General features: G+C 55.2%; 18 protein-coding genes. 3 read left to right on the top strand and 15 right to left on the bottom strand.

Translation table 11 applies throughout. From position 1 onward, the window contains the following. Positions 1 to 308 precede the first annotated feature (308 nt). The 4 genes from hemG to pepQ are packed head-to-tail and all read right to left on the bottom strand — an operon-like array spanning position 309 to position 4,301. Entirely contained in the window at positions 309 to 854 is a 546-nt protein-coding gene (hemG, locus tag FU672_RS21375; RefSeq protein WP_148244739.1) for a menaquinone-dependent protoporphyrinogen IX dehydrogenase, read from the bottom strand. Between the two features lie 10 nt (positions 855 to 864). Then, positions 865 to 2,316 carry a Trk system potassium transporter TrkH gene (trkH, locus tag FU672_RS21380; RefSeq protein ID WP_023309600.1) on the bottom strand — a complete coding sequence of 484 codons (1,452 nt, stop codon included), beginning with the start codon at positions 2,314 to 2,316 and terminating at the stop codon, positions 865 to 867. 39 nt (positions 2,317 to 2,355) lie between these two features. Next, positions 2,356 to 2,970, bottom strand: a complete 615-nt coding sequence (locus FU672_RS21385) for an IMPACT family protein (protein WP_148244740.1) — start codon at positions 2,968 to 2,970, stop codon at positions 2,356 to 2,358. After that, on the bottom strand, positions 2,970 to 4,301 hold the full coding sequence (gene pepQ / locus FU672_RS21390; protein WP_148244776.1) for a Xaa-Pro dipeptidase: 1,332 nt from the start codon (positions 4,299 to 4,301) through the stop codon (positions 2,970 to 2,972). The genes FU672_RS21385 and pepQ overlap by 1 nt, the downstream gene beginning before the upstream one ends. Before the next feature lie 190 nt (positions 4,302 to 4,491). Here pepQ and fadB point away from each other — a divergent pair, with 190 nt between their 5' ends. Both fadB and fadA read left to right on the top strand, forming a co-directional pair. Continuing rightward, positions 4,492 to 6,681 carry a fatty acid oxidation complex subunit alpha FadB gene (gene fadB / locus FU672_RS21395; RefSeq protein WP_148244741.1) on the top strand — a complete coding sequence of 730 codons (2,190 nt, stop codon included), beginning with the start codon at positions 4,492 to 4,494 and terminating at the stop codon, positions 6,679 to 6,681. Positions 6,682 to 6,690: 9 nt separating this feature from the next. Further along, a complete protein-coding gene (fadA, locus tag FU672_RS21400) occupies positions 6,691 to 7,854 on the top strand; it encodes an acetyl-CoA C-acyltransferase FadA (protein WP_148244742.1) in 1,164 nt (387 codons plus the stop codon). A 161-nt stretch (positions 7,855 to 8,015) separates the two neighbouring features. Here fadA and fre read toward each other — a convergent pair whose 3' ends face one another. Together fre and ubiD are read right to left on the bottom strand one after the other, a co-directional pair. Beyond that, positions 8,016 to 8,717 carry an NAD(P)H-flavin reductase gene (gene fre / locus FU672_RS21405; protein WP_008501516.1) on the bottom strand — a complete coding sequence of 234 codons (702 nt, stop codon included), beginning with the start codon at positions 8,715 to 8,717 and terminating at the stop codon, positions 8,016 to 8,018. 42 nt (positions 8,718 to 8,759) lie between these two features. Beyond that, on the bottom strand, positions 8,760 to 10,250 hold the full coding sequence (gene ubiD, locus FU672_RS21410) for a 4-hydroxy-3-polyprenylbenzoate decarboxylase (protein WP_187360838.1): 1,491 nt from the start codon (positions 10,248 to 10,250) through the stop codon (positions 8,760 to 8,762). A gap of 173 nt (positions 10,251 to 10,423) precedes the next feature. Between ubiD and rfaH the strand changes: the two genes are divergently transcribed. Beyond that, the gene (gene rfaH / locus FU672_RS21415) at positions 10,424 to 10,915 is read left to right on the top strand and encodes a transcription/translation regulatory transformer protein RfaH (RefSeq protein WP_023333788.1); all 492 of its coding nucleotides are present in this window, start codon (positions 10,424 to 10,426) and stop codon (positions 10,913 to 10,915) included. On the opposite strand, the gene tatD is transcribed toward rfaH, so the two are convergent. The 9 genes from tatD to udp form a co-directional block, all read right to left on the bottom strand. Next, entirely contained in the window at positions 10,912 to 11,694 is a 783-nt protein-coding gene (gene tatD / locus FU672_RS21420) for a 3'-5' ssDNA/RNA exonuclease TatD (RefSeq protein ID WP_148244743.1), read from the bottom strand. The genes rfaH and tatD overlap by 4 nt on opposite strands. Positions 11,695 to 11,735: 41 nt before the next feature. After that, the gene (gene tatC / locus FU672_RS21425; RefSeq protein WP_148244744.1) at positions 11,736 to 12,506 is read right to left on the bottom strand and encodes a Sec-independent protein translocase subunit TatC; all 771 of its coding nucleotides are present in this window, start codon (positions 12,504 to 12,506) and stop codon (positions 11,736 to 11,738) included. Positions 12,507 to 12,508: 2 nt separating this feature from the next. After that, a complete protein-coding gene (gene tatB / locus FU672_RS21430) occupies positions 12,509 to 13,051 on the bottom strand; it encodes a Sec-independent protein translocase protein TatB (RefSeq protein ID WP_047652234.1) in 543 nt (180 codons plus the stop codon). Between the two features lie 3 nt (positions 13,052 to 13,054). Further along, a complete protein-coding gene (tatA, locus tag FU672_RS21435; protein WP_148244745.1) occupies positions 13,055 to 13,309 on the bottom strand; it encodes a Sec-independent protein translocase subunit TatA in 255 nt (84 codons plus the stop codon). Between the two features lie 76 nt (positions 13,310 to 13,385). Further along, on the bottom strand, positions 13,386 to 15,026 hold the full coding sequence (ubiB, locus tag FU672_RS21440) for a ubiquinone biosynthesis regulatory protein kinase UbiB (protein WP_148244746.1): 1,641 nt from the start codon (positions 15,024 to 15,026) through the stop codon (positions 13,386 to 13,388). Next, positions 15,023 to 15,628: a ubiquinone biosynthesis protein UbiJ gene (gene ubiJ / locus FU672_RS21445; protein WP_148244747.1), complete on the bottom strand. Its 606-nt coding sequence runs from the start codon at positions 15,626 to 15,628 to the stop codon at positions 15,023 to 15,025. The genes ubiB and ubiJ overlap by 4 nt, the downstream gene beginning before the upstream one ends. Positions 15,629 to 15,641: 13 nt before the next feature. Further along, the gene (gene ubiE / locus FU672_RS21450; protein WP_008501525.1) at positions 15,642 to 16,397 is read right to left on the bottom strand and encodes a bifunctional demethylmenaquinone methyltransferase/2-methoxy-6-polyprenyl-1,4-benzoquinol methylase UbiE; all 756 of its coding nucleotides are present in this window, start codon (positions 16,395 to 16,397) and stop codon (positions 15,642 to 15,644) included. A gap of 66 nt (positions 16,398 to 16,463) precedes the next feature. Further along, positions 16,464 to 17,921 carry a DNA recombination protein RmuC gene (gene rmuC, locus FU672_RS21455; RefSeq protein ID WP_148244748.1) on the bottom strand — a complete coding sequence of 486 codons (1,458 nt, stop codon included), beginning with the start codon at positions 17,919 to 17,921 and terminating at the stop codon, positions 16,464 to 16,466. A gap of 139 nt (positions 17,922 to 18,060) precedes the next feature. Beyond that, positions 18,061 to 18,822: a uridine phosphorylase gene (udp, locus tag FU672_RS21460; RefSeq protein ID WP_003860792.1), complete on the bottom strand. Its 762-nt coding sequence runs from the start codon at positions 18,820 to 18,822 to the stop codon at positions 18,061 to 18,063. Positions 18,823 to 19,070 lie beyond the last annotated feature (248 nt).

Below are 19,070 nucleotides of genomic sequence, written 5' to 3' on the forward strand. Positions count from 1 at the left end.
TTGTCCGAAGACGTTAAGAATCCATGTCACTTTGAGTGCCCACACAGATTGTCTGATAAATTGTTAAAGAGCAGTGCAACGCGGCTTTCGCTCACCGTTGCGAGGTCACGTATATTACGTTTTCCTCATTCAGAGTCAAGTGATTATTTTCGCTTTTCTCTGCTGGCGTTCATCTCTGAACCCCGCTAACCCGGCGGCCTGTAAGCCGTTGTTCCGTGTCAGTGGAGGCGCATTATAGGGAGTTATTCTGAAGTGACAAGCACAAAATACAAAAAACTTTTCGTTCGCTCACTTTTCAAACTTAACGCTTATTTAAGTCGCGAATCGCCCGTTAAATGTGCGATTTCCCGCGCAAAACTGGCCACCTGCGACCAGTCGGTATAAACCACTTCTTTACGCGTATCGGTTTCGCCACCCGTCATCTTCATAATCAGGCGGATCATAAAGCGGTCATACCAGCGGTAGCGAGGATAGCGCAGCGCGCCGGCAAAGACGGCGCACAGGTCTGGCTGCCACGGCGAGCCAAGCAAAAACTTGCGCGTGTAGCTGTTGGTCTGCGGCGTACGCTTCTCGGCTTTACGTGCGACCAAATTGACCGAGTAAAACGCACCGGGCAATTTGTTGAGCACCGCCGTGTGCTTTTTCACAAAGCGGTCCAGCGCCGGATGGAAATGTCCGTAACGAATTGACGCGCCAATTACCACGCGATCGTAATCCTGCCAGGTTATCTGCTCCGCACGATTCAGGTTTATCACATCAGAGTAAATACCCAGCTCTTTTAATTCCGATGCCAGATAGGCTGCAATCTCACGCGTTTGCCCGTCTCGCGTAGAGAAAAGAATCAGTGTTTTCATCAACAGCTCCTTACTCGCGCCAGAAAGTAGGGGTGAACAGCACCAGCAGCGTAAAGACCTCAAGACGACCAAACAGCATATTGGCAATGAGGATCCATTTCGCGACCGGGTTCATACTGGCAAAGTTATCCGCCACAACGCCCAGGCCAGGTCCGAGGTTATTCAATGTTGCTACGACGGATGCAAAGGCGGAGAAATCATCTACCCCCGTCGCGATAATCGCCAGCATACTGACGATAAAGACCAGCGCATACGCCGAGAAGAACCCCCACACCGCTTCGAGGATACGTTCCGGCAGCGCGCGGTTCCCCAGTTTGATGCTGTAAACCGCGTTCGGGTGGACCAGGCGCTTCAGCTCACGGTTGCCCTGCTTAAACAGCAGCAGAATACGAATCACCTTCAGGCCACCGCCCGTCGATCCCGCACAGCCCCCGATAAATGCAGAGCATAAAAGCAGCACCGGCAGGAAAAGCGGCCAGCGCGCGATGCTGTCCGTGGTAAACCCGGCGGTCGTCGCCATCGATACCACCTGGAAGAACGCCTGATTTAGCGTGGTCAACGCGGAGTTGTAGACATCATGGAACCACAGCACCAGGGTACAGATGATCACCAGCGTAAGCTGGACGCCAATGAACATGCGGAACTCAGGGTCACGCCAGTACACCTTCAGGCTGCGCCCGCTCAGTAAAGAGAAATGCAGACCGTAGTTACAGCCTGAAATTAGCAGGAAAATGGCAATAATAGTGTTAATCGTTGGGCTGTCGAAGTAGCCGACGCTGGCATCGTGAGTGGAGAACCCGCCGATAGCAATCGTCGCGAAGCTGTGTCCGATGGCATCAAAAGCAGGCATCCCGGCAAACCATAGCGCCAGCGCACAGGCCACCGTCAGTAATACATAGATAAGCCAGAGAGTTTTCGCCGTCTCAGCAATACGCGGGCGCATCTTGTTATCTTTCAGCGGCCCGGGCATTTCGGCGCGATAGAGCTGCATCCCCCCAACGCCCAGAATCGGCAGAATAGCCACCGCCAGGACGATGATCCCCATCCCCCCGAACCACTGCAGCATCTGGCGATAAAAGAGAATGGCGTGCGGAAGTGAATCCAGCCCCACCAGCGTCGTCGCCCCGGTCGTCGTTAAACCGGAGAACGATTCAAAAAAGGCATCCGTGATGCTCAGGTTAGGCTGTTCAGAGAAGATAAAGGGCAGCGAACCGACGCTCCCCAGCACCGTCCAGAACAGGACCACAATCAGAAAGCCTTCGCGAGATTTCAGCTCACCTTTCTGACGACGGTTTGGCCACCACAGCAGAGAGCCAATCGCCAGCGCAACAAAGAAGGTCTGGGTAAATGCCCGCCCCGCGCCGTCCCGGTAGATAAGCGCCACCAGTCCAGGGAGAATCATCGTCCCGGAAAAAAGTATGACCAGCAGTCCAACGATTCGGGTTATGGCACGAAAATGCATCTCTGCCGTTTCCTTTGGTATTCAAAAGTGAGGTGGGGATTATTCTTCAATCGGCAGCAATTGCAACGAACCACGACTAAAATCAGCCAGTTTTGCTGAAAAAGCAGCCAGTTCCGCCCGAGGAAGCGCCACGCGTAATTGCACCATTGCCTGATATTCACTGTGCGCGATGACACCGTTAAATTGCTTCAGCAACGTTTCGATGCCGGATAACTGGGCGTAATCGCACAATAAAGTATATTCGGTGAGCGGCGTTTTGCGGGTGGTTATTAGCATATTCAATGCCTGCTGAACCCCACCGCCATACGCTTTTACCAGCCCACCCGTACCTAATAAAATACCGCCATAGTAGCGCACCACCACGGCGGTAATTTCACCCACGCCGCTGCCCATCAGCTGGGAGAGCATGGGTTTACCGGCCGTTCCTGCCGGTTCACCGTCGTCGGAAAACCCCAGCTGCTGCGAGTCGTCCGGCGGCCCTGCCACCCACGCCACGCAGTGGTGGCGTGCGTCAGGATGCTCCGCCCGAACGGACTCGACAAAAGCCTTTGCTGCCTCTACGCCGTCGGTATGCGCCAGCAGCGTAATAAAGCGGCTTTTCTTGATTTCCTCAACAAAGGTGACCGGTTCAGCCGGTATCAGCCAGCTTTCCATCAGGCCAACTTCAGGTCTCGCGTCATGTTCTCGATACCGTTTTCGTGAACCACAACGTTATCTTCGATGCGAATACCGCCAAACGGCTTCAGCGCGTCAATTTTTTCCCAGTTGAAGTGTTTGCTGAACTGGCCGTCGCGCCACGGCGCCAGCAGGGATTCGATAAAGTAGATCCCCGGTTCAATCGTCAGCACCATACGCGGCGCCAGAATACGGGTGCAGCGCAGGTAAGGATATTTAGACGGTGCCGCCAGGTGCGTGCCGGTATCATCCTGCATAAAGCCCGCAACGTCGTGAACCTGCAGACCCAGCGGGTGACCGATACCGTGCGGCATGAATGGCCCGGTCAGATCGTTCTCGACCATCGCCTCTTCGCTCATGTCTTTCACAATCTGATGCTTACGCAGCAGTTTTGCGATGCGCTGATGGAACTGGATGTGGTAATCCACATAGCTGGTTCCGGCTTTCATGGTGCCAATCAGCGCCAGCTGTTCATCGTTCACGTCTTTAATCAGCTGCGCGAAATCGGTATCCGCATTCGCCGCCCAGGTACGGGTCAGGTCGGCCGCGTAGCCGTTATACTCTGCCCCTGCGTCCAGCAGGAAGCTGCGCATTTCTGACGGAACATGGTGATCCAGTTTGGTGTAGTGAAGCACAGACGCGTGCTCATTCAGCGCGACGATATTGCTGTACGGTACGTCGGTATCACGGTGGCCTGTCGCGGTCAGATAGGCCTGATTGATGTCGAACTCGCTCATCCCCGACTGGAATGCTTCATGCGCGGCACGGTGGCCATTCACCGCCGTTTTTTGCGCTTCACGCATGCAGTAAAGTTCATAGTCGGTTTTATACGCGCGGTAATAGTGCAGGTAATCCAGCACCCCTTTCGGATTGAGTTTGTCTGCCGGAATATCCAGACCCAGTGCGCGCTCTGGAACAGGGCCGATGTAGCCGATGTTGCCACGCGCAGCAGGCAGCTGGCTGCCAATGCCGTCCGCTTTCGGCAGTGCAATTACATCAATCTCTTCCGTCCAGAAAGAGGTCGGCAGCGGTTCAACGTTGTGCCAGTAATCGACCGGCAGGTAGAACCACAGTTTCGGCTTGTTCACGCCGTCTACCAGCAGCCAGCAATTTGGAACCTGAGTCACCGGCACCCAGGCTTTAAACTGCGGGTTCACCTTAAACGGATAAGCGTGGTCATCCAGAAAGGTATTCATCAGCTCGCCAGAGTGGATCAGAAGCGCATCCAGCTTAAAGCGGGCCAGTACATCGCGGGTACGTTCTTGTAGGGTAACGATATGATTTTTATAAAGCGAAGCCAGTGAGTCCATCATTCTTCCTTTCGTTTTATTGACCTCAAGTCATCGCATCTTAGCACACCTCACTCCGGCTGCGTGATTTCCACCGACCGTGATCAATGCAGCATTTTCTTAATGAGTAATTTGCATTTTATTAACATAAATCCCACACTCCGATTCATCTGGTATGACCAGATCCACTTGCTGGATTCAGGAGACTGACATGCTCTACAAAGGCGACACCCTGTACCTCAACTGGCTGGAAGATGGCATTGCCGAACTGGTGTTCGATGCCCCCGGCTCAGTGAACAAGCTTGATACCGCGACGGTGGCCAGTCTTGGCCAGGCGCTGGATGTTCTTGAAAAACAACCTGAATTAAAAGGGCTGCTGCTGCGTTCTAACAAAGCGGCCTTTATTGTTGGTGCCGATATCACCGAGTTCCTTTCGCTGTTCCTGGTTCCGGAAGAACAGCTGAGCCAGTGGCTGCACTTTGCCAACAGCGTCTTTAATCGTCTGGAAGATCTGCCTGTCCCGACCATTTCCGCCGTTAACGGCTATGCGCTGGGCGGCGGCTGCGAATGCGTACTGGCGACCGACTACCGTCTGGCCACACCAGACCTGCGCATCGGCCTGCCGGAAACGAAGCTGGGTATCATGCCGGGCTTTGGCGGCTCGGTGCGTATGCCGCGCATGTTGGGTGCCGATAGCGCACTGGAGATCATTGCCGCAGGTAAAGATGTCGGCGCAGAACAGGCGCAGAAAATCGGCCTGGTCGACGGCGTCGTGAAACCCGAGAAACTTGTTGAAGGCGCTGTCGCCATTCTGCGCCAGGCCATTAACGGCGATCTCGACTGGAAAGCCAAACGCCAGCCGAAGCTGGAGCCGTTAAAGCTCAGCAAGATTGAAGCCACCATGAGCTTCACCATCGCCAAAGGCATGGTGATGCAGACGGCGGGCAAACACTACCCGGCACCGATCACGGCGGTGAAAACCATTGAAGCGGCTGCCCGTCTCGGTCGCGATGAAGCGCTGAAGCTCGAAAATCAGAGCTTTGTCCCACTGGCGCACACCAATGAAGCCCGCGCGCTGGTCGGTATCTTCCTCAACGATCAGTTCGTGAAAGGTAAAGCCAAACAGCTGACTAAAAACGTTGAGACGCCAAAACATGCGGCGGTACTCGGCGCTGGCATTATGGGTGGCGGCATCGCTTACCAGTCGGCCTGGAAAGGCGTGCCGGTAGTAATGAAAGACATCAGCGAGAAATCCCTGACGCTGGGCATGACCGAAGCTGCCAAGCTGCTGAATAAGCAACTGGAACGTGGAAAAATTGACGGGCTGAAGCTTGCGGGCGTGATCTCCACCATTCAGCCTGTGCTGGAATACAGCGGTTTCGACCGTGTCGACGTAGTGGTTGAAGCCGTCGTCGAGAACCCGAAAGTCAAAAAAGCGGTGCTCGCGGAAACGGAAGACAAGGTTCGTCCTGAGACCGTGCTGGCCTCTAACACCTCCACCATTCCCATCAGCGAACTGGCGAGCGTGCTGAAGCGTCCGGAAAACTTCTGCGGGATGCACTTCTTCAACCCGGTACACCGTATGCCGCTGGTCGAAGTGATCCGTGGGGAAAAAACCTCTGACGAAACCATCGCGAAAGTGGTGGCGTGGGCAAGCAAGATGGGCAAAACGCCGATCGTGGTTAACGACTGCCCGGGCTTCTTCGTCAACCGCGTGCTGTTCCCTTACTTCGCCGGTTTCAGCCAGCTGCTGCGCGACGGGGCGGACTTCCGCAAAATCGATAAAGTGATGGAAAAACAGTTCGGCTGGCCGATGGGCCCGGCGTATCTGCTGGACGTGGTCGGCATTGATACCGCCCACCACGCTCAGGCGGTGATGGCGGCAGGCTTCCCGCAGCGTATGCAGAAAGATTATCGCGACGCCATTGACGCGCTGTTCGACGCTAACCGCTTCGGCCAGAAAAACGGCCTGGGCTTCTGGCGCTATAAAGAAGACAGCAAAGGCAAACCGAAGAAAGAAGAAGATGCCGTGGTGGATGGTCTGCTGGCCGACGTTTGCCCGCCGAAACGCGACTTCACCGACGATGAGATCATCGCCCGCATGATGATCCCGATGATAAACGAAGTGGTGCGTTGCCTCGAAGAAGGCATCATCGCCAGCCCGGCAGAAGCCGACATGGCGCTGGTGTACGGCCTGGGCTTCCCTCCGTTCCACGGCGGCGCGTTCCGCTGGCTGGACACGCTCGGCAGCGCCCGCTATCTCGATATGGCTCAGCAGTATCATCACCTCGGCCCGCTTTATGAGGTGCCGGAAGGGCTGCGTAACAAAGCGCGCCATAACGAACCCTACTATCCAGCAGTTGAGCCAGCCCGTCCGGTTGGCGAGCTGAAAACGGCTTAAGGAGTCACAATGGAAAAGGTTGTCATTGTTGATGCGATTCGCACCCCGATGGGCCGTTCAAAAGGCGGTGCATTCCGTAACGTGCGTGCGGAAGACCTTTCCGCGCATCTGATGCGTAGCCTGCTGGCGCGTAACCCGGCGCTGGATCCTGCTGCGTTGGACGATATCTACTGGGGCTGCGTGCAGCAGACCCTGGAGCAAGGTTTCAACATCGCCCGTAACGCGTCGCTGCTGGCGGAGATCCCGCATTCGGTTCCGGCTGTCACCGTGAATCGCCTGTGCGGTTCATCAATGCAGGCGCTGCACGACGCGGCGCGCATGATCATGACCGGCGATGCGCAGGCCTGCCTGGTGGGCGGCGTTGAGCACATGGGCCATGTGCCGATGAGCCACGGGGTCGATTTCCACCCTGGCATGAGCCGTAACGTGGCGAAAGCCGCGGGGATGATGGGTCTGACCGCCGAGATGCTCTCTCGTCTGCACGGCATCAGCCGTGAAATGCAGGATGCCTTTGCCGCACGCTCTCACGCTCGCGCATGGGCGGCGACACAATCCGGTGCTTTTAAGAATGAGATCATCCCGACCGGCGGTCACGACGCAGACGGCGTACTGAAACAATTTAACTACGATGAAGTGATCCGCCCGGAAACCACCGTAGAAACGCTTTCAACACTGCGCCCTGCGTTTGATCCGGTCACCGGTACGGTCACGGCAGGTACTTCGTCGGCGCTGTCAGACGGTGCCGCCGCGATGCTGGTGATGAGCGAAAGCCGTGCCCGCGAGTTAGGCTTAACCCCTCGCGCTCGGATACGTTCGATGGCGGTCGTGGGCTGCGATCCTTCCATCATGGGCTACGGCCCGGTTCCGGCCTCGAAACTGGCGCTGAAAAAAGCGGGATTAACCGCCAGCGACATCGACCTGTTCGAAATGAACGAAGCGTTTGCCGCGCAGATCCTGCCGTGCATTAAAGATCTGGGGCTGATGGAGCAGATCGACCAGAAGATTAACCTCAACGGCGGCGCGATCGCCCTCGGTCACCCGCTGGGCTGCTCCGGGGCGCGTATCAGCACGACGCTTATCAACCTGATGGAACGCAAAGATGCCCAGTTTGGTCTGGCAACGATGTGTATCGGGCTGGGTCAGGGTATCGCGACGGTGTTTGAGAGAGTGTAAGGCTATAACGTAGGCCCGATAAGCATCGCGCCATCGGGCTTTTGCCGGGAGGCGCTGCGCTTTCCCGGCCTACGAGAGGTATCTCACCGCCACTGGCGTCATTGGCGAAGAGAGAGAGTTTAGTTGCCGTTCTTCCCGCCTGTCAGGGGCGGGTTTTTTATTTAAATGAAGGCAAACGCATCGCCAAACAGGCGGTCTTCACGCGCGTCACGTTCGTTACAGAACAGGTCGCGGGCAATTTTCGCCATCTCAAAACGGCCAGCGATATAGATATCGTGCCCTGCCAGCGTGCCGTGATCCTGCAACACCGCCGTCAGCACCGTCCCGCTACGACCACGCCAGCCCTCTTCCGGCTGCTCAACCACCGGCTCAATGCGCAGGTTAGGATGGGTTACGCTCAGCGCTTCCAGTTCAGACAGGTCGTACAAATGTTTCTCTTCGCGGCCACCCCAGTAAATGGTGATGTCACGGTCCGGGTTACGCGCCAGCGCGGTCAACAGAATAGAACGCACATAAGAGAAGCCCGTACCGCCAGCGATCAGGATCAGCGGACGGTCTTCGTCATCGCGCAGCCACGCATCACCGTGCGGAATATCCACCACGATTTCACGTTCCTTCAGGATCCGATCCATCACCGCCATCGCATACAGGTTAAGCTCTGACGCACCAATATGAAGCTCAATAAATTCCTGCTCCGCTGGCGTTGAGGCCATAGAGAAAGGACGCTTATCACGCTCATCCATCACGACCATCAGGTACTGACCCGCGCGGAAAGAGAATGGCGCTTCTGGCACTAAACGGACGCGATATACGGTGTCGGTGATAGCATCTACCGAGGTCACTTTACAGCTTAAGGTTGTCATTCGCTCTCTCTGTCGGCAAGTCTATAGGGCTTAACGGTCAGCTCAGGGTTTACCGTTATTCATTATGGCCAGCTCGTCCCAGATCGCGTCAATTCGCGCGGTCACAGCAGGATCTTTTTTGATCGGGCGACCCCATTCACGGTCGGTTTCGCCAGGCCATTTATTTGTGGCATCCAGTCCCATCTTTGAGCCAAGACCGGAAACCGGCGAGGCAAAATCCAGGTAATCTATCGGCGTGTTTTCGACTAACACCGTATCGCGCGCCGGGTCCATTCGCGTGGTAATGGCCCAGATGACGTCATTCCAGTCGCGGGCGTTAACGTCATCATCGCAGACAATAACAAATTTGGTATACATAAACTGGCGCAGGAAAGACCATACGCCCATCATCACGCGTTTAGCGTGACCAGGATACTGCTTCTTCATCGTGACCACCGCCATGCGATACGAGCATCCTTCAGGCGGCAGATAAAAATCAACAATTTCCGGGAACTGCTTTTGCAGGATCGGCACAAACACTTCGTTCAGCGCCACGCCCAGCACCGCCGGTTCGTCCGGTGGACGTCCGGTATACGTGGAGTGATAAATCGCATCTTCACGCTGCGTAATGTGCGTAACGGTAAACACCGGGAAGTTATCCACTTCGTTGTAATAGCCAGTGTGGTCGCCGTAAGGGCCTTCTGGTGCCAGTTCACCCTGCTCAAGGTAACCTTCCAGCACAATTTCTGCACTGGCAGGAACTTCGAGATCGTTAGAAATACACTTCACGACTTCGGTTTTCGTTCCGCGCAGCAGGCCAGCAAACGCATATTCAGAAAGGGTATCTGGCACAGGGGTGACGGCGCCCAGAATGGTGGCCGGATCGGCGCCTAAGGCGACAGACACCGGGAAACGTTCCCCCGGATGCGCAGCGCACCACTCCTGGAAATCCAGCGCGCCGCCGCGATGCGACAGCCAGCGCATGATGAGTTTATTCTTGCCAATCAACTGCTGGCGGTAAATACCGAGGTTTTGCCGCTCTTTGTGCGGGCCGCGCGTAACGGTCAGCCCCCAGGTGATCAGCGGAGCGGCATCTTCAGGCCAGCACTGCATGATAGGGATTTTGGTCAGATCAACCGCATCGCCTTCCAGCACTTTCTGCTGGCACGGCGCGCCGCGCAGGCGTTTGGTGGGCATGTTCAGCACCTGCTTAAACTGCGGCAGCTTGTCGAACAGATCGCGGAAACCTTTCGGTGGTTCCGGCTCTTTCAGAAACGCCAGCAGTTTACCGACTTCACGCAGCGCCGTGACGTCCTCCTGCCCCATCCCCAATGCAACACGACGCGGTGTACCAAACAGGTTGCATAGCACCGGCATTGAGTAACCTTTCGGATTTTCAAACAGTAATGCGGGGCCACCGGCACGCAGGGTGCGGTCAGCAATTTCTGTCATCTCCAGATAAGGATCAACAGGAAGTGTAATACGTTTGAGTTCACCCTGCTTTTCCAGCAGCGTCAGGAAGTCGCGGAGATCGTGGTATTTCATGCAGTTAATCATGGCCTCTCTGTAAGCGCTTCATTATACGGCGTAAGCCTGCTTGATGCTGTAATTTTGTTAAATAAGCGTGAACTTATGCGTTCTGTTCCATTTTCCCCCATTATAATCAACTTAGCGATCCCGCCAGGGTTTTGATATGCTTGCGCCCCGAACTAAGGGAAAGAGTGATTATGCAGGCCTGGTATTTACTGTATTGCAAACGCGGGCAACTTCAGCGCGCGCAGGAACATCTTGAACGTCAGTCTGTTAATTGCCTGACACCCGTGATCACGCTTGAAAAAATGCAGCGCGGGAAGCGCACAACCGTCAGTGAGCCGTTGTTCCCGAACTACCTGTTCGTGGAGTTCGACCCGGAAGTCATCCACACCACCACCATCAGCGCAACGCGTGGCGTCAGCCACTTCGTTCGTTTTGGCGCCCACCCGGCAACGGTCCCGTCGACAGTCATTCACCAGCTGTCGGTTTATCAGCAACCTGAAGGGATCACCGACCCCGAAACCCCTTACACGGGCGATAGCGTCGTGATTACCGAAGGCGCTTTCGAAGGCCTGCAGGCGATTTTTGCCGAGCCGGACGGGGAAGCGCGCTCTATGCTGTTGCTCAATCTGCTGAACAAGCAGGTGCTGCAGAGCGTTAAAAACACCGACTTCCGCAAACTTTAAACGTTTATCCCGAACAGATTACGCACGTTGTCATCCGTCTGCGCCGAAAGCCAGTGCGGATCGTCTCCGCGCCACTTCGCAACGCTCTCAACAATGTGCCCCAGATACGCGGGCTCATTTCGCCGCGATACCGGTTTGGGTTTCATATCGCGCGGTAGCAGATAAGGCGCATCGGTTTCAAGGAGCAGTCGGTCAGCCGGGATTACCGGCAGTAGTTCACGAAGTTCAAGCCCGCGGCGCTCATCGCAAACCCAGCCGGTAATGCCCAGATAAAGCCCTCGCTTCAGGCAATCCAGCGCTTCGTGGCGTGAACCGGTGAAGCAGTGCAGAACCGCGCCGGGCAGTTTCTCCAGCCACGGATCCAGAAGTGCCAGGAAACGCTCATGCGCGTCGCGACAGTGCATAAATACGGGCATTTCAAGCTCTGCTGCCAGCGCAAGCTGGGCAGTGAACGCCTTTTCCTGATCCTCAGGCGTGGAAAAGTTACGGTTGAAATCGAGACCGCATTCGCCGATCGCCACAACATCTGGCGTCTTCGCCAGCCTGTACAGGGTGTCGCCACTTTCCGCGGTCCACTGGCTGCTGTCGTGAGGATGCACGCCAGCAGTAGACCAGCAGCGATCGTAACGTTGCGCCAGCTGCTGCGCCTGCTCGCTCTCATGCAGGTTGGTGCCTGTCAGCAGCAGTCCTTTCACCCCGGCGGCAAACGCACGCGCAACCACTTCATCACGATCTTTCGCAAACTGCGAGCTGGTCAGGTTGAGTCCGATATCAAACATGCACATCCCCATATAACAACCGCCCTGACGGGCGGCTGGTTTTACTCTTCAGTGGTCTTGTCGGACGTATCGTCTTCGTCATCCGCTCGACGTCCTTTGCCCACGTAGAAACGCGAGAAGAATACGCCGACCTCAAACAGACAGTACATCGGTATGGCCAGCAGCGTCTGCGAGAACACATCCGGCGGTGTCAGCAGCATCCCGACCACGAAGGCACCCACAAGGATATATGGCCGCTTCTTACGCAGGTCATCCGGGGTTGTTACCCCTACCCAGCAAAGCAGCACAATGGCCACCGGCACTTCGAATGCCACGCCAAACGCCATAAACAGCGCCATCACAAAGCTGAGGTAGCTGGCGATGTCCGTCGATACCTGGACCCCTTCCGGCGCGGTATGCGTCAGGAAGCCGAAGGCCAGCGGGAAGACAACGAAATAGGCAAACGCCATGCCGATATAGAACAGCAGCGAGCTGGACACCAGCAGCGGGATCACCAGCTTGCGTTCATGCTTATACAGCGCTGGCGCCACAAACGCCCACACCTGGTAAAGAATGATCGGTGCAGAGGCAATCAACGACACCCAGAAGGTCAGCTTGATGGGGGTAAAGAACGGAGAAGCAACGTCTGTTGCAATCATCGTTGCACCCAGCGGCATCTGCTTGATCAGCGGCGCAGAGACCACCTGATAGATATCGTTGGCAAAATAGACCAGGCACAGGAATATGAGTAAAACCGCAATAATGCAGTTTAACAGGCGCTTACGCAGCTCAATGAGGTGCGTAATCAGCGGTTGAGTATCATCTACTGCCATGTTTACGCTTTATCACTCGACGAGGGGGATGATTCGGAAACGGGCGCAACGGGCTTCACTTCCGCCGTTTTTGCTACCGGCTCTTCCGGCTGCGCCTGTTTTTTCACTTCGGTTTCCTGCGGCGTCTGTTCTGGCGCGGCAGCCTGATGTTCAGCGCTGGCAGGCGTTACGCCCTCGCGCTGCTCCTCGCTGCCCTTCACCACCGGGTTATGGATGGTGTTCGCTTCATCGCTCGCTTTTTCAGGATCGTTAACGCTATAAGAGCGCTTCATCGATTCCGCCGCTTCGCGCAGCTCATCCATTGACGCTTTCAGTTCCGGCGTCAGGTTATCCATGCTCGCCTTCTCGACCTTTTTCAGGCTTTCCTGAAATTCCTGCAGCTTAAGCTCCTGCGCCAGTTCATTCTGAACGGTCGATGCCAGCGATCTCAGCGCACGAACCCAGCCCGCAACGGTTTTCACTGCCACCGGCAAACGCTGCGGACCCAGCACAATCAGGCCAATCACAAAGACCAGCAGGAGCTCACTAAAACCAATGTCGAACACGACTTATACCTGCTCTTTATCGTGGCGTTTAGCGTCTTCCTTTTTGGCTTCTTCTTGCTTGTCGTCGATGGATTTAGCAGTAAAGTCAGCGTCCTGGCTGGTTTTATCCTGCTTGCTCTCATCATCGCTCATCGCTTTCTTAAAGCCTTTGATAGACGCGCCCAGATCGGAACCAATAGAACCGAGCTTTTTGGTGCCAAACAGCAGCACGACGATGACGGCAATAATGACTAATTGCCAGATACTGATACCACCCATACATGTTCCTCAGGGATAGATGATTAATGAGTCAGGTCGCATTATACGTATGCGACCCGTCGATAGCGACGCACGCTCAGCGCGTTTTTCGCCAGCCGGCAAGCCAGACTACCACCCCGCCAGCCATCAGCCAGGCGGGCATCATCTGCCAGTCCGGACGGTTAATCAGCAGCAGCGTACCGCTCAGCAGCAGCGTTGCGCCAATCCCAAAGAGATAGCGTGACTGTCCCTGGCGAACACGGCTGGACTGAAGTTCGCGGGCGATTTTATCCATGCTGTGCTGAAGGTTCTTGCTCTGACGCAAACTGTCATAAACCAGTTCAGGAATTTCAGGCATTTTTTCTATCCAGAACGGGCCTTTCTCTTTCAGCGAGCGCACCAGCGCCGGAATGCCAACCTGATCCTTAATCCAGGATTCAAGGAAAGGTTTCGCGGTCTTCCACAAGTCTAACTGAGGATAGAGCTGTCGGCCTACACCCTCAACGTAAAGTAATGTTTTCTGAAGTAAAACAAGCTGTGGCTGAACTTCCATATTAAAGCGGCGAGCCGTGTTGAACAGGTTTAACAACACATGCCCGAAGGAGATTTCCGCCAGCGGTTTTTCAAAAATCGGTTCACAAACGGTCCGGATCGCGAACTCGAACTCTTCGACGTTGGTGTCCGGTGGTACCCAGCCGGAATCGACGTGCAGCTCGGCCACCTTGCGGTAGTCACGGTTGAAGAACGCGATGAAATTCTCAGCCAGATACCGTTTATCTTCTTTGTTCAGAGACCCCACAATCCCGCAGTCGATGCCGATATACTTCGGATCCTCAGGGTGTTCGTAGCTCACGAAGATATTGCCCGGATGCATGTCCGCATGGAAAAAGCTGTCGCGGAACACCTGGGTAAAGAAGACCTGTACGCCACGTTCGGCCAACAGCTTCATGTTCGTTCCCTGTTTCTCCAGGGCCACCACATCCGAAACCGGAATACCGTAGATACGCTCCATCACCATCATGTTCTGGCTGCAGTAGTCAGAATAGACTTCAGGCACATAGAGCATCGGGCTGTTTTCAAAGTTGCGACGAAGCTGAATGGCGTTTGCCGATTCGCGCAGCAGGTTTAGCTCATCAATCAGCGTTTTTTCATATTCCCGCACCACTTCCAGTGGACGAAGGCGACGCCCGTCCGGCAGCAAGCGTGGCACCCAGCGCGCCAGACGATAAATCAGCTTCATGTCCGCTTTGATGATTGGCAGGATGTCCGGACGAATGACCTTAATAACGACTTCTTTGCCGTTTTCTTTCAGACGCGCGGTGTGCACCTGCGCGATAGAGGCCGATGCCAGTGGCTTAATGTCGAAATCATCAAACCAGGTATCGACGGGTACATTTCCCATCGCCTCTTCAATTTGCTTTTTCGCGCGCGCGCCGTCAAACGGTGCAACGCGATCCTGCAGCATCGCGAGCTCATCGGCAATCAGAGGCGGGAAAAGATCGCGGCGGGTCGACAGCATCTGTCCGAATTTAATCCAAACCGGACCGAGCTCCTGCAGCGCCAGGCGCAGACGCTCACCCAGCGGTTGACCTTTATGGCGATTGGGCATCCAGAACAGCATCCGCCGCCAGATACGAAGCGGCAGCGTGATACGCATTTTGGGGATAAGCTCGTCGAGCCCGTAACTCAAAAAGGTGCGAATAATAAAATAGAGGCGCCGAATTTCACCAGGCGTCATTTGCCCTCCAGTTTTTCCAGCCGTTTGGTTAACGCATCAACCGCACGTTCAACAGCAGCGGTCTCTTCCGCAAACCATGCAACTTCCAGTGGCCCGGGTGCCATTCGCCACTCCTCAGTCAGCACTTCCGCCGCATAGCGTTGCTGGCGTTGGAGGCTTTTACGCGCAAAGGACGCGCCACCATGAAGGACTTTCCCGATGCCTTCGGCGGCAATGTCGCCGATAAAAGGCGCGAGCAGCTCTGCCGGATCGAACTCCGCCAGATCGGTAAGCGCAACGAAGTTCTGCACAACCTGAATGTCGCCTTCCACTTCCAGCTCACCGCTGCGGATAAGCGCCGTTAATTGCTGGCGATCGCGCAGTTTTGGCAGCACGCTCATGTGCGTGATGACCGAGCAGTCGGCTTCACCTTCCCACGCCCCCAGAACGTCAAGCTGGCGTTCGCTGAATACCAGCACAAGCGGCGTCGAGAACTCTTTTAAAACAATGCGTAATACTTTCCCGTTAAGCCGCTGACGTGCAGCTTTCAGCGCCGGAGCGCGATACAGAAAAGCGTTCATTACATTCTCGATACCTGCGGAGACTAAGGGTTTAAAGGGCACGGGACACCTCCACTCAGAATTTGTAACCGCGATGCAGCGCGACGACACCCGCCGTCAGGTTGAAATATTCAACATTCTCAAATTCTGCATCCTGCATCATGGCTTTTAATGTGTCCTGATCCGGGTGCATACGGATAGATTCTGCCAGATAGCGGTAGCTTTCAGCGTCGTTAGCCACCAGCTCACCAATACGCGGCAGCACGTGGAAGGAATAGGCGTCGTAGGCTTTGCTCAGCGGCTCAATGATCGGTTTAGAGAACTCGAGCACCAGCAGACGGCCGCCCGGCTTCAGCACGCGGTACATGGAGCGCAGCGCTTTTTCTTTATCGGTCACGTTACGCAGACCGAAAGAGATCGTGATGCAGTCAAAGGTATTGTCCGGGAATGGCAGCGCTTCGGCGTTTGCCTGCACATATTCCACATTCCCCACCACGCCGATGTTACGCAGCTTTTCGCGTCCCATTTTCAGCATGGAGTCATTAATATCGGCGAGAACAACACGACCGGTTTCGCCCACCAGACGAGAGAATTTCGCGGTTAAATCGCCTGTACCGCCGGCTAAATCCAGCACCGTTTGTCCACGACGTACACCGCTACAGTCAATGGTGAAGCGCTTCCACAAGCGATGAATGCCGAACGACATCAGGTCATTCATCACATCGTACTTCGCCGCCACGGAATGAAATACGTGGGCCACCATGTCAGCTTTCTGCGCTTTGGCGACAGTCTGAAAGCCAAAGTGCGTTGTGTCTTGTGAATCGTCAACCATCTCAGAGCCTGCTTATCAGTAAAATGTTCGTGAAGTGTAACAGATTGGGCGCGTTTGCCCTACGTTTCAACCACCGCGAAAGAAACGCGCTGGAGGCTCATCTGGTGATAAATCCACCGCTAACGTGTTGTCTTCACTGTTTGTCTTTTGTTCGTCCGCACCTTCTCGCAGGCGAAACTCGTCGTCCTGGGCGGTGGCCTGTTCGACCAATTCCGGATTAATCTCGCGTTTAACCTCTACCCCCAGGCTGCGGAATGATTCGGCCTGTGCCAGCAGATTACCGCGTCCGGAGGCGAGTTTTTTCATTGCCTGACGGTAGTTATCCTGCGCACGATCCAGGCTCTGCCCGACTGAAGACATGTCGTCCACGAAGAGGCGCATTTTGTCGTACAGCTTGCTGGCACGATCGGCTATCTGCTGCGCATTGCGGCTCTGGTGCTCATAGCGCCACAGATTCGCAATGGTGCGTAACGCCACCAGCAACGTGGTGGGGCTGACCAGCATAATGTTATTTTTGAGCGCTTCGGTGATAAGCTCAGGCTGTCTGTCGAGTGCCAGCAGAAATGCGGGTTCTACCGGGATAAACATCAGGACATAGTCCAGCGAGCGAAGACCTGGCAGCTGCTGGTAGTCTTTTCTGCCGAGCAGGCGAATGTGATTACGCACGGAGGCAATATGCTCCTGAAGCGCAGACTCGCGCGTGTAGTCATCGTCCGCATTAAAGTAGCGTTCATACGCCACCAGCGTCATTTTGGCGTCAATCACCACATCTTTACCCTGCGGCAGCCGCACTATCACATCCGGCTGCATACGTGAGCGGGCATCGTTTTCGATACTCACCTGCGTTTCGTATTCGTATCCTTCGCGCAGACCAGAGGCCTCCAGCACGCGGGTCAGCACCACTTCTCCCCAGTTGCCCTGGGTTTTGTTATCCCCTTTCAGCGCGCGGGTCAGGTTGACCGCTTCCTGCGCCATTTGCGCATTCAGCTGCTGGAGATTGCGAATCTCATGCGCCAGCGTGTGTCGCTCGCGGGCTTCCTGACCAAAACTGTCCTGCACCTGACGACGGAAACCGTCCAGCTGTTCACGCAGCGGCGTCAGCAGGCTGTTCAGGCTCTGGCGGTTCTGTTCGTCAACGCGGCGGTTACTGTGCTCAAAAATTCGGTTGGCGAGGTTCTCAAACTGTTCGCTGAGGCGCTGCTCGCTGCTGATCATCTGGCGGATTTTGTCTTCCGCATGCAGTTGGGTGGATTCAAGGCGGGTGGTCACTTCGCGGAGATCGGCCTCCAGTGACGTGTTGATATCACGCAAGTTGCGCAGTTCGTTATTGAGCAATTCACACTCGTCGCGCCAGTGTCCACTCAGCGCAAGCTGCTGTTTTGTCGCGCTTAAATCGGCGACCATCTCCTCTCGCTCGGCCAGCTGGTCGGCCTTCTGCTGTGCATGCTGGTAGCTGGAAATCAGCCAGCCTATCCCCACGCCCGCCAGCGCAATCACCGCGTAAATCAGGATTGAGATATCCACAATGCCCCCTGCATCAACGTATTACCCGCACAAAATAGAATTGTGCTGTATAAACGTCCAGTTTGAAAGGGTTTTCCTGCGAGGCGCTACGCAAAAAATAAAGGCCGAACGTGTCGGCCTTTGAATTCAGAAGAGAGGACTAGATCAGGCGACGCGCTGCTTCCACCACGATTTTCACTGCATGACTTTCGGTCTGCTTCATGGTTTCGGCGTTCGGGATCTCCTGCTGGGTACGGTTGACGATAACGCCCGCCACCATACCCGCACGCAGACCCTGGCTTGCGCACATGGTCAGCAGCGTTGCGGATTCCATTTCGTAGTTCATCACACCCATGGACTGCCACTCTTCCATTGAGCCTTTGAAACGGCTTACCACACGACCTGAGAAGGTGTCGTAACGCTCCTGGCCCGGGTAGAAGGTGTCGGAAGAGGCGGTTACGCCCACGTGGGTAGTTGCGCCTACGGATTTCGCGGCTTCAACCAGCGCGGTGGTGCACTCGAAATCAGCCACTGCCGGGAACTCCATCGGTGCAAAGTGCAGGCTCGCGCCGTCCAGACGGACGGACGCAGTCGTGACCAGCACGTCGCCGACGTTGATGTGCGGCTGGATAGCGCCGGTGGTACCGATACGCAGGAAAGTACGAATGCCCAGCTGCGCCAGTTCTTCAACAGCAATAGAAGTAGATGGACCACCGATACCGGTAGAGCACACGATCACCGCTTTGCCATCCAGCTCTGCGCGCCAGGTGGTGAACTCGCGATGGGCAGCCAGCTTGACCGGCTTATCCATCAGCGCGGCGATCTTTTCCACACGCTCAGGATCGCCAGGGACGATAGCGAGCGTAGCCCCTTGTAAATCGTTTTTGGTGAGGCCGAGATGAAAAACATCAGACTTAGACATAGGTGACTCCTCTGTGGGTCGGTTAGTCAGAAGAAGTAAAACGGTACTTTACAGAAGCAGTAAGCATATTTTCGTGACGAACTTCACCATGAATGAAAATGATTGCATTAAATTTCCATCAGAAAGTGATTTACATCACATTAACAAGTTATATCGCCAGGTGCTGCACAAAAGATAGACCGTTTAAGGCACTGTGAGTTGTTAACCTGGTGTCTATATTTACCTTTGCGCTAACTCATTGGTACGGA

This window comes from Enterobacter asburiae, assembly GCF_008080435.1.
Taxonomy (GTDB): domain Bacteria; phylum Pseudomonadota; class Gammaproteobacteria; order Enterobacterales; family Enterobacteriaceae; genus Enterobacter; species Enterobacter asburiae_C.